The sequence below is a fragment of the Piscinibacter sp. PDB5-1 genome, assembly GCF_056676035.1.
In genome coordinates, this window is sequence record NZ_JBWVZL010000002.1 from 961650 (window position 1) to 975529 (window position 13880).

Consider the following 13880-nt stretch of genomic DNA (forward strand, 5'->3'; position numbering starts at 1 on the left):
AAATGAGCTATGCCATTGACGAGATGGAAGAAACCACCGGCGACGTCAGCGTGACCCTCGTCGCGATCCACGTGCACCCAGTGAAAAGCTGCGCCGGCGTCTCGCTCAACGAGGCGCTGCTGATCGAAACCGGCCTCGAATTCGACCGCGCGTGGATGGTGGTCGATGCCCAAGGCCACTTCGTCACCCAGCGCGAACTGCCGCGCATGGCCTTGGTCCACACGACGCTCAAGCAGACCGAACTGGTGCTGCGTGCGCCGGGCATGCTGGCCCTGCACCTCGCACTCGACACGGTCGAAGCGCCCACACGGGTGACGGTGTGGAAAGACGAGGTCGCGGCCTACGACATGGGCGCGCTCGCCGCACAGTGGTTCAGCGACTTCCTCGGCCAGCCGCTGCGCCTGGTGCGCTTCGACCCCGAGCAGAAGCGCCTGTCGAGCCGACAGTGGACGGGCGAGGTCGAGGCCGAGAACGCGTTCTCGGACGGCTACCCGTTGCTGGTGCTGTCCGAAGACTCGCTGGCCGAACTGAACCGTCGCCTCGCCGACCAGGGCAAGCCGGCGGTGGGCATGGAACGCTTCCGCCCCAACCTCGTGTTGAGCGGCCTGAGCGCGAACGACGAAGACCACCTCGACGAGATCCGCATCGACACGCCGCAAGGCCCCGTGCGCCTGCGCCTGGTCAAGCCCTGCCCGCGCTGCCCCATTCCCAACGTGGACCCGGCCACCGGCGTGCCCGGCCACGAGCCCGGCGACACGCTCTCGACCTACCGCGCCAGCGAGCTGCTCGACGGCGCGATCGCCTTCGGCATGAACGCGGTCATCCTCGAGGGCATCGACTGCGAGCTGCGTGTCGGCCAACGCGGTTCGGCGACCTACAAGTTCTGAGCCGCCGACCGGGCGGCGCGCCCACGGCGCGCTTGGGCCGCCGGACCAGCCCTCGGGTGTGCCAATTCGCACGCGAATCCACCCCATGGCGGCGGGCGTGCCGCGTATCTTGCGGCTTCGCGCCTTCGCCGTCGTGCGCCACCTTTGCCGCTGCCTGACGGCGGACGGGTGGCCGGCAAGGCGAGTTCCCCCGGAGACATTCGCCCATGCCCGACACCCAGAAGTTCTTCCAGAACGTCAGCGCCCTGCCCGCGATGCCCGAAGTGGCCTCGCGCCTGCTGCGCACCTTCGACGACGAGAACGCCCGCCTGGACACCCTCGCCGCGCTGATCGGCAAAGACGCCACGCTCGCCGCCAAGGTGCTGCGCCTGGCCAACTCGGCCCACTACCGCCCCGCGCACGACATCGCCACGCTGAACGACGCGTCGGCCGTGCTGGGCATGCACACGCTGCGCGACCTGGCGATGTCGGCCTGCCTGTCGGGGGCCTTTCCGCAGGTGCAAGGCCTCGACCGCCTGCGCTTCTGGCGCCACAGCATGACCACCGCCGCCTACGCCAAGCTGCTGGGCCGGCTGTTGATGCTCGACAGCGAGGTCACCTACCTCGCCGGCCTGATGCTGCGCACCGGGCAGATCCTCATCGCCATGCACGAGCCTCAGTTGGTGGCCGACGAAGAAGCGCACGCCACCGAAGCCGGCTGCCGTCTCTCGCTCGAGATGACGCGTTTCGGCTGCACCCATTCCGACGTGACGGCCGAGCTCGCCCGGCGCTGGCAATTCCCGCCGGTGCTGATTGCGGCCTTCCGCGATGCGGCCGACCCGTTGGCGGCCAAGCCCTTCTCGCTGCTGGCGGCCGTGCTGCGCATGGCCGAGGTGCTGGCCGACGCGAACGAACTGAACCAACCGGCCCGCGTTGCGCTGCCGGCCGCCGTGCCGGAGTTGCTGGCCCACCTGCACCTCGACATCGACTGGCTGTGTGACAAGCTCAACGACGTGGGCGATGTCAACGAGGGTCTGGCGGCGGTGCTGGGCCACTGAGGCGCACGAGGCGGGGCCGTCGCGCGCTGCCGACGAGGCGCATCGCGCGATACCCGGCGTGGCCGGCGCCGCGCCCCACACTGCCGGGGCTTGTCGCCCACGGGGTGGCGGGTCAGCATGCCGCCTTCTCACCACGACACCCCGCCCCGATGCCCACCACGCCCCCGATCCCCTCTGCGCTGCGGCGCGATGCGAATGCCCCGTCTCGCACCGGCTCACGTGCCCTCTGGCTGGCGGTGGCCACCGCGCCGCTGCTGGCCGCGCTGATCGCCGCCGGCCCCATCCACCAGCCGCCGCTGTACATCCACTTCGCCGACACACGGGGCCTGTTCGGCCTGCCGAACGCGGCCGACGTGCTGAGCAACCTGCCCTTCCTCGTGGCGGGCCTGTGGGGCATGCGGCGACTGGCCGGCGAGAACGCGGCCTTCGAGCCCGCCCAGCGCCGCGCATGGCGCGTGTTCGCGGTGTGCATCGCGCTGACGGCCTTCGGCTCGTCGGTGTTCCACGCGACGCCCAACACCGACACCATCACGCTCGACCGCCTGCCCATCGCCTGGGCCTGCGCCAGCCTGTTGTGCGCCTTCCTGGCCGAACGCGTGCACGCCCGCTGGGGCGACCTGCGCATGCTGGTCGCGGGCCTCGGGCTCGCCACCGTGGCCACGCTCGTGTGGTGGTGGACCGAGCGAACCGGCCAGCCCGGCGACCTGCGCGCCTACCTCGCGGTGCAGTTGCTGCCGATGGTGCTGGTGCCCATCGCCCTGCTGCTGCGCGTGAACCGGCCGGGGGCCCTGGCCCGCACCGGCAACGCGAGCTGGTGGTGGGCGCTCGGCCTGTACGCCGCCGCCAAGGGCGCCGAGGTGCTCGACGCACCGCTGCTCGATGTCCTGGGCCTCTTGAGCGGCCACACGCTCAAGCACCTGCTGGCCGCGGGCGCGGCTTGGGTGCTGCTGCGGGCCGCCGTCAGGGCCGGCGCTCGGGCAGCGGAATGAACTCGGTCTCGCCGGGCACCGCGTCGAAGCGCATCGCGGCCCAATCGTCGGCGGCTTGCGCGATGCGCTCTTTGCGGCTGGAGATGAAGTTCCACCACATGAAGCGATGGCCGAGCGGCGCGCCGCCCACCAGCACCAGACGCGCGCCTTCGTCGGCCTGCACCTGCACGGCCGCGCCGGAGCGGGGCAGCACGGCCAGGGTGTGCGCCGGCACGCCACGGCCATCGACCGTGAACGGCCGGTCCACGCCGTAGAGCGCCAGTTCTTCGGCCAGCGGCGGCAGCGTGAAGCTCACGTGCCCGGGCAGGTCGATGTCGAGGTACAGGGTGGGCGACGCGGTGGGCACCGGCGAACGTTGGCCGAAGGCCTCGCCGATCAGCACCCGCACGGTCGCGCCGTCGAGGTCGAGCACAGGGATGGCCTCGGCCGGCGTGTGCGAGAAGGCCGGGGCGTCTTCTTCGCGGTCGGCCGGCAGCGCCGCCCACAGCTGCAGGCCGTGGCGCGTGTGGGCCTGCTCGCGCAGGTCGTCGGGCATGCGCTCGGAATGCACGATGCCGCGCCCCGCGGTCATCCAGTTGATGGCGCCGGGCTCGATGCGCTGCACGACGCCGGTGCTGTCGCGGTGCATCATCGCGCCCTCGAACAGGTAGGTCACCGTCGCCAGCCCGATGTGCGGGTGCGGCCGCACATCGTGGTTAGCGCCCGGCTCGGCAGTGAGCGGCCCGAAGTGGTCGAAGAAGAGAAACGGCCCGACCGCTTGGCGCTGCGCAGCGGGCAGGCTGCGCCGCACGACGAAGCCGCCGCCGAGGTTCTTGACGTGCGGGGTGAGGGTCTGCAACGCGTCCATGCCGGGTCCTTGGTTTCCGCGCGAAATGCGAGGAGGCAAACGTCTAGGAGGTGGGAACGGTGCCGGCGTGGCCAAGCCGCCCGCTCAGAGCCTGCGAGTCAAGGCGCACAGCACCGCCGTGGCTCGGGCCACGGCGCGCGTTTGCCACGCCGAATCGCGGGCGCTGGGCGGGATGAGCGGGCATGCTGGAGCCGTTCGCACCGTCTTAGCTGCGGTAGTCGGCGTTAATCTTGACGTAGTCGTAGCTCAGGTCGCAGGTCCACACCGTGGCGCTGGCGTCGCCGCGCTTGAGGTTGACGCGCACCGTGATCTCGCTCTGCTTCATCACGCGGGCGCCGTCTTCTTCGCGGTAGTCGGGGTTGCGCCCGCCGTTGACGGCCACGTGCACGTCGTCGAGGAACAGGTCGATCAGCGTCTGGTCGAGGTCGTTGATGCCGGCATAACCGACCGCCGCGAGGATGCGCCCGAGGTTGGGGTCGCTGGCGAAGAAGGCCGTCTTGACCAGCGGCGAATGCGCGATGGCGTAGGCCACCTGCTTGCACTCTTTTTCGGTCTTGCCGCCCTCGACCTGCACGGTGATGAACTTGGTGGCGCCTTCGCCGTCGCGCACGATGGCCTGGGCCAGTTCGGTGGCGACCGCGATCACCGCCTCGGCGATCAGCGCGCCGTCGCCTTGCATCAAGTCGTCGATGGGTTCGTTGCGCGCTTCGCCGGTGGCAATGAACACGAACGAGTCGTTGGTGGACGTGTCACCGTCGATGGTGATGCGGTTGAACGAGCGGTCGGCCGCGTGCTTGGTGAGGATGCGCACCTGCTCAGGCGAGATCGCCGCGTCGGTGGCGATGAAGCTCAGCATCGTCGCCATGTTCGGGCGAATCATCCCGGCGCCCTTGCTGATGCCGGTGACGGTGACCGTCTGCCCACCGATCTTGACCTGGCGCGACGCGGCCTTGGGCAGCGTGTCGGTGGTCATGATGGCTTCGGCGGCGGCGGCCCAGTTGTCCTCTTTCAGGTCGGCCAGCGCGGCCGGCAGGCCGGCTTCGATGCGGTCGTTGGGCAGCGGTTCCATGATCACGCCGGTCGAAAACGGCAGCACCTGCTCGGGCGTCACTTCGAGGTGGCGGGCCATGGCCACGCAGGTGCTGAAGGCGCGCACCAGACCGTCTTCGCCGGTGCCGGCGTTGGCGTTGCCGGTGTTGATGACGAGCGCGCGGATGTCGAGCCCGACCTCAAGGTGCTTGCGGCACAACTGCACGGGCGCGGCGCAGAAGCGGTTGTTGGTGAACACCGCCGCGACCTGCGAGCCATCGGCGATCTCGACCACCGTGAGGTCCCGTCGGTTGGCCTTGCGCACCCCGGCCATGGCAATGCCCAGCTTCACGCCGGGCACAGGGTGCAGAGACTTCGGATCGGGGGCTTGCAGGTTGACGGGCATGGGCGACCTCGGGGGCGGCGGGTGAAAAGCGGCGATTGTAGGAAGCCGGTGTGACCCACCCGCTGCCTGACCGCATCACCCGGTGCGCGCACCGGGGTCGACGCTCAGGGCCCGGTCGAGATGTCCTTGGTGCGGGTCTTCGACACGCCAGTGAAGATGCCGATGCCCAGCAGGATGACCGCCCCGATGGCGACGAACTGCGAAGGCACGCCGGCCAGGATCAAGGCCCAGGCCACGCCGGCGATGAAGATCACGAAGCCGACCAGGTAGATGGCGAATGACATGCGGGCTCCTTGGGGGTTGAAACGAGGGGCGTTGAACGCGGGCGCGCCGGGCCTGCACGCGGCAAGCCCGGCGCGCACCGCTGGGCGTCACTTGCCGTCGCGGTCCGAGTCGCCCGGAGTGGCGCGTTCGATCGCGTCGCTCACGCGTTGCCACGAGTCGCGGGCGGCGTGCTTGGCCTGGTCCCACTTGAGGCTTGACGAGCCGCGCGCCTTGTCCCAGCCGGTGGCGAGCTCGGGCTCGACCTCGTCGAAGCCCAGGCCGCTGCCGACCGCGTAGCGCGTGCTGTACGAATCGACGCCGTAGCGGTAGGCCGGTTGGTAGTCGTCGTACAGGGCGCCCTCATTCACGTAGGGACGGTCGCTGTAGTTGTCGCGCCAGTAGGCGTCTTCGACCGTCGGGTCGATGCGCTCGGCGATGCCCTTGCCGGCGAGACCGCCGACCACGGCACCGACGGCCGCGCCCACGGCCGTGCCGATGGGGCCAGCCACCGTGCCCACGGCCGCACCGGCCGCCAGGCCACCGGCGGCGGCGCCCAGGCCGGTGCCTACCGGGTGCGAACCCGGCGCGCCGGTGATCGGGTCACGGTTGGCGTCCATGCCCTTGGGGGTGCGCGGTTCACCCTTGGCGAGAGGCTTGTCCTTGTTCATGTCTGCTCCTTCGGTTGTGGGGATCGGCTGGCGAACGCTGGCTCGGTCCCGTTCTCGGATTTCGGGCGGCTCGTCGAGCAGCGCCGAAGCGTCCGTGGATTCGAACCGCGAAGCCGCCCGGGGCGAATCGGACCGGCACGGCTTGCGCTGTAGGAGCGGGCCGACGATGGTGGGTACGCGTTGAAATGTTTCATTCAACGGAATGAGCGTTCTGCCGCACCGATTGCACCGCTTGCGGTCGTCGATGAGCGCAGAGCCTCGAATTTCATGGGCGAGAACCCTGATGGCGGCCCCTTTGTCGGGCGCTAGGATTCCCGACGGTCCTCTTTTTCGACCGTGCACGTTCTCAAATTTGATGCCGAAGATTTTTTCCAGCAGAACGCCCCACAGCGACGTGCGAGGCCGCGCGTGACCGGCACCCCCCAGCCGCTGTGGATCGCCGGCGAGCCGGTGCCCGGCACCGGCGAGGTGCTGCGTGGCGTCGACCCGGCCACCGGCGAGCCCTCGTTCTGCGTCAGCGGCGCCAGCGCGGCCGACGTGCAGCGCGCCGTCGAAGCCGCCACGCAAGCCGCCGCTCGGCCCGCCTGGCGCGGCATGCTGCCTGCGCAGCGCGCGGCAGTCTTGCATCGAATTGCAGACGGCGTGCTGGCCCAGGCCGACACGCTGGCCACGCTGCAGCGTCAGGACAACGGCAAGGTGCAGGCCGAATGCGTCGCCCAGGCCAAGGGCGCGGCGGCGGTGTTTCGCTACTTCGCGGCGGTGTGCGAGACGGCCACGTCGGAGCTCACCCCCGCGCGCGGTGATTACGTCTCGATGGCCCTGCACGAGCCCTACGGCGTGGTGGCGGCCATCACGCCATGGAATTCGCCGCTGACGATGGAGGCGCAAAAGGTCGCGCCTGCGCTCGCGGCCGGCAACGCGGTGCTGCTCAAGCCCAGCGAACTCACACCGTCGTGCGCGCTCGCGCTGGCCCGCATCGCCCACGACGCCGGCCTGCCGGCGGGCCTGCTGAACGTGCTGCCCGGCAGCGGCGCGGTGGCCGGCGCGGCCCTGGTCGAACACCCGGGCGTGAAGATGGTGTCGTTCACCGGCGGCACGGCCAGCGGCCGGCGCATCGCCACCCTGGCCGCGCAGCGGCTGCTGCCGGTGGCGCTCGAACTCGGCGGCAAGTCGCCGCACATCGTGTTCGCCGATGCCGACCTCGACGCGGCGGTCGAAGCCGTTGCGGGCGGCATCTTCGAGGGCAGCGGCCAGTCGTGCGTGGCCGGCTCGCGGCTGTTCGTGCAACGCGGCGTCTACGAGCGCGTGGTGTCGCAGCTCGTCGCCCGCGCGCAGGGCTTGAAGGTCGGCCTGCCCGACGCGCCCGGCGCGCAGATGGGGCCGCTGGCCTCGTTCGCGCACCGCGACTTCGTCGCGCGCACGGTCGATGCGGCGCGCAGCGCCGGCGCACAGGTGCTGTGCGGGGGCCGCGCACCCGACGCCGATCACCTGCAGCGCGGCGCCTTCTACCTGCCGACCGTGATCGACGGCGTGTGCAACGCCGACCCCATCGCGCAGCAAGAAATCTTCGGCCCGGTGCTCTGCGCCCTGCCCTTCGACGACGAAGACGACCTGATCGCCCAGGCCAACGACTCGGCCTACGGCCTGGCCGCCGGCGTGTGGACGGCCGACAGCGCCCGCGCGTGGCGTGTGGCGCGCGCGCTCGACGCCGGCACGGTGTGGATCAACACCTACAAGCAGCTGTCGATCGCCACGCCCTTCGGCGGCTTCAAGCAAAGCGGCCTCGGCCGCGAGAAAGGCATCGGCGGCATGCGGCTGTACCAGCAGCTCAAGGCCGTCTACTGGGGCCTGTGACGCGCCCTGCACACCCACCTTCCGGCAACGACCCGCGTGAACACCTTCCAGCAATTGGCCTTCATCGGCCTGGGCGTGATGGGCGAGCCCATCTGTCGCAACCTGCACGCCAAATCGGGCCTGCCGGTGCGCGCACTCGACCGCGACCCGGCACCGCTCGCACGCATCGCCACGCACGGCGTGGCCCACGCGGCCAGCGTGCGCGAGGCCATCGACGGGGCGCAGGTGGTGTTTCTGTCGCTGCCTTCGGGCGAGGTGGTGCAGCAGCTCGCCACGCAAGCCGACGGCCTGCTCGCGCACATCGCCGCAGGCCAGCTCGTGGTGGACCTGAGCACCTCGCCCGTGCAGACCACGCGTGCCCTCGCCGAAGCCTTTGCCGAACGCGGTGCGCACTTCATCGACGCGCCAGTGGCGCGCACGCGTGCGGCGGCCGAGGCCGGCACGCTGTCGGTGATGGTCGGCGCGTCTGACGCGCTGTTCGAGCGCGTCAAGCCGCTGCTCGCCACCTTCGCCAGCGACATCAGCCGGTGCGGCCCGGTCGGCTGCGGTCAGGTGGTGAAGATCCTCAACAACATGGTGCTGTTCGAGACGGTGGCCGCGCTGTGCGAGGCCAAGGCCATCGGCGAACGCGCGGGCGTCGATGCGGCGCTGCTCTTCGACACGCTCGCCAAGGGCTCGGCCGACAGCTTCGCGCTGCGCAACCACGGCATGAAGTCGGTGTTGCCAGGCGACTTTCCCGAGCGCGCGTTCTCGGTCGAGTACGCCCGCAAAGACCTCGCTTACGCCCTGCAACTCGCGCAAGACACCGGCGTCGATGCGCGCGGCGCCCGCAGCGTCGATGGCTGGTACGCACAGGCCATTGCCGACGGGCTGGGCGCGCAGTACCACCCGGTCATCAGCCGCCTGATCGGCGGTTGAGCGCTCGCCCGGCCCACCTCGCTCCACCAGAGGCAAAGATCCATGCCCAAGACCGCCCCCAACGCCCCAGCCGCACCGCCCGATGGCGTGGCCGCCGTCGATCGCGCGCTGACCATCGCCACCGTGCTGGCGCAGTCGGCCAGCCCGCTGACGCTGGCCGAGCTGGCGCGCCACACCGGCATGTACAAGAGCACGCTGCTGCGGCTGCTGGCCTCGCTGCAACGCGCCGGCCTGGTCGTGCACCGCAGCGATAAGCGTTATGCGCTGGGGCCGCTGGCCTTTCTGTTCGGCCGCAGCTTCGAGCTGACCTACGGCCTGAAAGAAGGCATCCAGCCGGTGCTCGAATGGCTGGTCGAACACGGCACCGAAAGCCCGTCGTTCCACGTGCGCCATGGCAAGGACGCGCGGCTGTGCCTGTTCCGCATCGACTCGGCGCACTCGACGCTCGACCGCGTGCGCGCCGGCGACGTGCTGCCGCTCACGCGCGGCGCTCCCGGCAAGGCGCTGCTGGCGCATGCGGGGGGCATCGGGTCGGGGGTCGATCTGGCCACGCTGCCGCCGCTGGTCTATGCCTCGTTCGGCGAACGCGACCCGCTGTGCGGCGCCATCTCGGCCCCGGTGTTCGGGCCGGCGGGCATCTTGCTCGGGGCCCTGTCGCTGTCCGGCCCGCTCGAGCGTTTTTCTGAACTCGCGGTGCAACGCATGAGCGGCCTGCTGCAAACGGCCGCCGAGCGGGCGACGCGATCGCTCGGCGGCACCTGGCCGCTGGCCACCGGCGACGCCACGCCCTGGCAGGCGCCGACAGCGGCCCGCGCCCACACGCCCGCCTGAGCGCGGCTGCGCGTCACCCCACCGCATGACCCGACCCGACACCCCGCCGACCTGCGACGTGCTCGTCATCGGCGGAGGCAACGCCGCGCTGTGCGCCGCCCTAACCGCACGCGAGGCTGGCGCCTCGGTGGTGATGCTGGAGAGCGCGCCGCGCGTCTGGCGCGGGGGCAACAGCCGCCACACGCGCAACCTGCGCTGCATGCACAACGCGCCCACCGAGGTGCTGACCGAGGCCTACCCCGAAGACGAGTACTTCGCCGACCTGCTGCGCGTGACGAAGGGGCAAACCGACGAGGCGCTGGCGCGCCTGGTGATCCGCGCGACCGCCACCGCGACCGACTGGATGAAGCGGCACGGCGTGCGCTTTCAGCCCTCGCTGGGCGGCACGCTGCACCTGGGGCGCACGAACGCGTTCTTCCTCGGCGGGGGCAAGGCGCTGGTCAACGCGTACTACGCGGCGGCCGAACGGCTCGGGGTGGACATTCGCTACGAGGCCGAGGTGACCGACCTCGTGCTTGACGCCACCGACGGCCGCTTTCGCCACGCGGTGGTGCAGACGCCGCAAGGCCCCGCCACCGTGGCGGCGCGCGCCGTCGTCATCGCCTCGGGCGGTTTCGAGTCCAACCTCGACTGGCTGCGTGAAGCCTGGGGCGAAGCGGCCGACAACTTCATCGTGCGCGGCACGCCCTACAACCTGGGCAAGGTGCTGCGGCGCTTGATCGACCTCGGCATGGCGTCCATCGGCGACCCCACGCAAGGCCATTGCGTGGCCATCGACGCGCGCGCGCCCAAGTTCGACGGCGGCATCGCAACAAGGCTCGACTGCGTCTCGCTCGGCCTCGTGCTCAACCGCGAAGGCCAGCGCTTCTACGACGAAGGCGAAGACTTCTGGCCCAAGCGCTACGCCATTTGGGGCCGGCTGGTCGCCCAGCAGCCGGGGCAGATCGCCTATTCGCTCATCGACCAGAAGGCCATCGGGCGCTTCATGCCGTCGGTCTTTCCGGCCCTCACGGCGAACAGCCTCGAAGAGCTGGCCCACCAGCTCGAACTGCCGGTCGCGGCCGTGCTGAAGACCGTGGCCGACTACAACGCCGCCGTGCAGCCCGGCCACTTCGACCACGCGGTGCTCGACGACTGCCGCACGCGCGGCCTGGCCATCGACAAGACCCACTGGGCGCAGAAGATCGACACGCCGCCCTTCCACGGCTACCCGCTGCGCCCGGGCATCACCTTCACCTACCTCGGCGTGCAGGTCGATGCGAAGGCACGCATCCGCCGGGCCGATGGCCGCTTCACGCCCAACCTCTTCGCGGCCGGCGAGATCATGGCGGGCAACATCCTCGGGCAGGGCTACGTGGCCGGCATCGGCATGGCCATCGGCACGGTGTTTGGCCGCATCGCGGGCGCCGAGGCGGCGCAACTCGCCATGAATCCACGCCACACGGCCATCGCCGAAGCCGCAGCAGAAACCCGCCATGCAAGCGCTTGAAGCCCTCATCGACGAAGCCCGCAAGGACATGGGCATCTGCAACGCCTGCCGCTACTGCGAGGGCTATTGCGCGGTGTTTCCAGCGATGGAGCGCCGCCTCGTCTTCACCGGTGCCGACCTCGACTACCTGGCCAACCTGTGCCACCAATGTGGCGAGTGTTTCCATGCCTGCCAGTACGCCCCGCCGCACGCCTTTCAGGTCAACGTGCCGCAGTCGCTCGCGCGGGTGCGCCGCGCGTCGTACGAGGCGCATGCGTGGCCCGCGCCGCTGGGTCCCCTGTTCGCCCGCAGCGGGGCCTTCACGGCCGTGTCGCTCGCGCTCGGGTGGGTCGCCCTGCTCACGCTCGCCATCGCACTCAACGGCGGCGTGGCGGCGCTCTTCACCGCCGTGCCCGGCGGTGACTTTTACCGCGTGATGCCGCATGGCGTGATGGCCGGGGCCTTCGGCGCGGTGGGTGTCTTCGTGCTGCTGGCAATGGCTGCCGGCGTGCTGCGCTTCTGGCGGGCGAGCGGTGAGCCGCTCTCGGCCCTGGTGTCGTCATGGGCTGCGTGGCGCGAGGCCTTGCGCGACATGGCGAGCCTGCGCTACCTGCACGGCGCGGGCACGCAGTGCGCATCGTCCGAGGCGCCCGCGTCCAACGGGCAACGGCGCCTCTTCCACCACTTCACGATGTACGGCTTTCTGCTGTGCTTCGCGGCGACCAGCGTCGCGACGGTCTACCACTATGGCTTCGGCTGGCCCGCGCCTTATGGCTACTTCAGCGTGCCGGTCGTGCTGGGCACGCTGGGTGGCCTCGGCCTGTTGATCGGCCCGATCGGCCTGCTGCGCCTCAAACGCGCACGCGACGCGGCCACGGTGGACCGCACGCAGAACCCGATGGACGTCGCCTTCATCGTCTTGCTGCTGCTGACCAGCGCCACCGGCCTGGCCTTGCTCGCGGGCCGAGAGACCGCCGCGATGGGCGCGCTGCTGGTGCTGCACCTCGGTGTCGTGCTCGCGCTCTTCGTGAGCCTGCCCTACGGCAAGTTCGTGCACGGGCTGTACCGCGGGGCGGCGCTGCTGAAGTACGCGCTGGAGCGGCGCCGGCCGCACCACGGCGTGGGGGGCGAGTAGGGTCTGTTCCAGCCGGGGCCGTCAGGCAAAGCCTGCGGCGAAGAGGTGGCCCCAGACCACACCGTTGATGTAGACGAGCACGGCGGCGAGCGCCCAGCGGAAGATGCGCACGCCGAGCTTCTTCCAGTCCGAGTCGTCGAGCACGATGAACATCAGCCAGGCGACGCCGCTCAAGACCATGAGCAGGGCGACGATGCTGAGGACGATCCAACTGAAGATGACCATGCGCGAATCTTAGGGTCTCGTCAGGCCAGTCCGGCCACCCTCAACACCGCGAGCACCACGAAGAACGCCAGGCCGGTGCCCACGGTCACCGCCAGCACGCGCACGCCCCAATGGCGATAACGCACCTGGCCGGTCACCACGTACAGAAGAAACAGCGCCACCGCGGCGGCGCACAGAAAGAGAAAGAGCCCGCGTGCGATCGCCATCGGCGCGCGTCACCACGCCGGGGCCAGGTCGGCGATGCCGGCCGGCGCGTCGCGCTCGTTGTCGAAGGTGACGATCTCGAAGGCGCTGGCATCGGCCAGCACGGCGCGCAGCAGCTTGTTGTTGAGCGCATGGCCCGACTTGAACGCGGTGTAGGCGCCGATGATCGGGTGTCCGGCGACGTAGAGGTCGCCGATGGCGTCGAGGATCTTGTGCTTCACGAACTCGTCGTCGTAGCGCAGGCCGCCGGCATTGAGCACGCGGTAGTCGTCGATGACGATGGCGTTGTCCATGCTGCCACCGAGGCCCAGGCCGCGCGCGCGCATCGCTTCGACGTCTTTGGTGAAGCCGAAGGTGCGGGCCCGCGCGATGTCGCGCTTGTAGAGGCCCGAGCCCATGTCGAAGCTGACGTACTGGCCGGTCTGATCGACCGCCGGGTGATCGAAGTCGATCTCGAAGGTCAGCTTGTAGCCCGCGTAGGGTTCGAGCCGGGCCCACTTGAGCGTGCGCCCCTCGCCTTCGCGGATCTCGACCGGTTTCTTGAGGCGCAGAAAGCGCTTGGGCGCGTTCTGCAGTTCGATGCCCGCGCTCTGCAGCAAGAACACGAACGACGCCGCCGAGCCGTCGAGGATGGGCACCTCTTCGGCGGTGATGTCCACGATCAGGTTGTCGAGCCCCAGGCCCGCGCAGGCCGACAGCAGGTGCTCGATGGTGTTGACCTTGGGCGCACCGGGGTCACCCCCCGGCGACACGGTGGTCGCCATGCGCGTGTCGCACACCGCGTCGGCGTTGACCGGGATGTCCACTGGCGCCGGCAGGTCCACGCGCCGGAACACGATGCCCGTGTCAGGCGCCGCCGGCCGCAACGTCATCTCGACACGCTGCCCGCCGTGCACGCCCACGCCGACGGCGCGGGTCAGGGACTTGAGGGTGCGTTGCTGGAGCATCGGGCGATTGTAGGAAGGCGGGGTGCGACGCGGGGTTGCCGTTGGCTATGGGGGGGATTGGGTCAGGCCCGAGGCTTCGACAAAGTCGGGTGACATGGCAAGGTTTCTTCACCGCCAAGGCGCCAAGGACGCCAAGAACGCAAAGGAATACAGAGGGCTGTTCTTGGCGCC

The 13880-nt window shown here is 70.2% G+C and carries 15 protein-coding genes; 8 read left to right on the plus strand and 7 right to left on the minus strand.

The window, feature by feature from the left end:
* The first annotated feature begins 2 nt into the window (after positions 1-2).
* The 3 genes from AC1KAT_RS11720 to AC1KAT_RS11730 all read left to right on the plus strand — a co-directional run bounded on the left by AC1KAT_RS11720 (position 3) and on the right by AC1KAT_RS11730 (position 2913).
* Complete coding sequence (locus AC1KAT_RS11720; RefSeq protein WP_480326011.1) at positions 3-887, plus strand: MOSC domain-containing protein; 885 nt, start codon at positions 3-5, stop codon at positions 885-887.
* 206 nt (positions 888-1093) lie between these two features.
* Positions 1094-1924 (plus strand): HDOD domain-containing protein, encoded by an 831-nt coding sequence (locus tag AC1KAT_RS11725; RefSeq protein WP_480326013.1) that lies wholly within the window; start codon positions 1094-1096, stop codon positions 1922-1924.
* Positions 1925-2073: 149 nt separating this feature from the next.
* Positions 2074-2913, plus strand: a complete 840-nt coding sequence (locus AC1KAT_RS11730) for a ceramidase domain-containing protein (RefSeq protein WP_480326014.1) — start codon at positions 2074-2076, stop codon at positions 2911-2913.
* On the opposite strand, the gene AC1KAT_RS11735 is transcribed toward AC1KAT_RS11730, so the two are convergent.
* From AC1KAT_RS11735 to AC1KAT_RS11750, 4 genes are all read right to left on the minus strand, one after another.
* Positions 2885-3760: a pirin family protein gene (locus tag AC1KAT_RS11735; protein ID WP_480326016.1), complete on the minus strand. Its 876-nt coding sequence runs from the start codon at positions 3758-3760 to the stop codon at positions 2885-2887. The genes AC1KAT_RS11730 and AC1KAT_RS11735 overlap by 29 nt on opposite strands.
* 205 nt (positions 3761-3965) lie before the next feature.
* A complete protein-coding gene (argJ, locus tag AC1KAT_RS11740; RefSeq protein WP_480326018.1) occupies positions 3966-5195 on the minus strand; it encodes a bifunctional glutamate N-acetyltransferase/amino-acid acetyltransferase ArgJ in 1230 nt (409 codons plus the stop codon).
* Positions 5196-5299: 104 nt separating this feature from the next.
* Positions 5300-5479 (minus strand): hypothetical protein, encoded by a 180-nt coding sequence (locus AC1KAT_RS11745; protein ID WP_480326020.1) that lies wholly within the window; start codon positions 5477-5479, stop codon positions 5300-5302.
* Between the two features lie 87 nt (positions 5480-5566).
* Positions 5567-6127: a hypothetical protein gene (locus AC1KAT_RS11750; RefSeq protein ID WP_480326022.1), complete on the minus strand. Its 561-nt coding sequence runs from the start codon at positions 6125-6127 to the stop codon at positions 5567-5569.
* A gap of 408 nt (positions 6128-6535) precedes the next feature.
* Here AC1KAT_RS11750 and AC1KAT_RS11755 point away from each other — a divergent pair, with 408 nt between their 5' ends.
* Genes AC1KAT_RS11755 through tcuB form a run of 5 tightly spaced genes read left to right on the plus strand, consistent with a single transcriptional unit; the run spans position 6536 to position 12333 of the window.
* The gene (locus AC1KAT_RS11755; protein WP_480326024.1) at positions 6536-7981 is read left to right on the plus strand and encodes an aldehyde dehydrogenase; all 1446 of its coding nucleotides are present in this window, start codon (positions 6536-6538) and stop codon (positions 7979-7981) included.
* A 36-nt stretch (positions 7982-8017) separates the two neighbouring features.
* On the plus strand, positions 8018-8899 hold the full coding sequence (locus AC1KAT_RS11760) for an NAD(P)-dependent oxidoreductase (RefSeq protein WP_480326026.1): 882 nt from the start codon (positions 8018-8020) through the stop codon (positions 8897-8899).
* A gap of 42 nt (positions 8900-8941) precedes the next feature.
* A complete protein-coding gene (locus tag AC1KAT_RS11765) occupies positions 8942-9730 on the plus strand; it encodes an IclR family transcriptional regulator (RefSeq protein WP_480326028.1) in 789 nt (262 codons plus the stop codon).
* A 25-nt stretch (positions 9731-9755) separates the two neighbouring features.
* Positions 9756-11219: an FAD-dependent tricarballylate dehydrogenase TcuA gene (gene tcuA / locus AC1KAT_RS11770; RefSeq protein ID WP_480326030.1), complete on the plus strand. Its 1464-nt coding sequence runs from the start codon at positions 9756-9758 to the stop codon at positions 11217-11219.
* Positions 11206-12333 carry a tricarballylate utilization 4Fe-4S protein TcuB gene (gene tcuB, locus AC1KAT_RS11775; RefSeq protein ID WP_480326032.1) on the plus strand — a complete coding sequence of 376 codons (1128 nt, stop codon included), beginning with the start codon at positions 11206-11208 and terminating at the stop codon, positions 12331-12333. Before tcuA ends, tcuB begins: the two co-directional genes overlap by 14 nt.
* 21 nt (positions 12334-12354) lie before the next feature.
* On the opposite strand, the gene AC1KAT_RS11780 is transcribed toward tcuB, so the two are convergent.
* The 3 genes from AC1KAT_RS11780 to lpxC are packed head-to-tail and all read right to left on the minus strand — an operon-like array spanning position 12355 to position 13709.
* Positions 12355-12558, minus strand: coding sequence for a hypothetical protein (locus tag AC1KAT_RS11780; RefSeq protein WP_480326034.1), 204 nt, complete (start codon positions 12556-12558; stop codon positions 12355-12357).
* 20 nt (positions 12559-12578) lie between these two features.
* Positions 12579-12764, minus strand: coding sequence for a hypothetical protein (locus tag AC1KAT_RS11785; RefSeq protein ID WP_480326036.1), 186 nt, complete (start codon positions 12762-12764; stop codon positions 12579-12581).
* A gap of 9 nt (positions 12765-12773) precedes the next feature.
* Positions 12774-13709 carry a UDP-3-O-acyl-N-acetylglucosamine deacetylase gene (gene lpxC / locus AC1KAT_RS11790; protein WP_480326038.1) on the minus strand — a complete coding sequence of 312 codons (936 nt, stop codon included), beginning with the start codon at positions 13707-13709 and terminating at the stop codon, positions 12774-12776.
* Between the last annotated feature and the right edge of the window lie 171 nt (positions 13710-13880).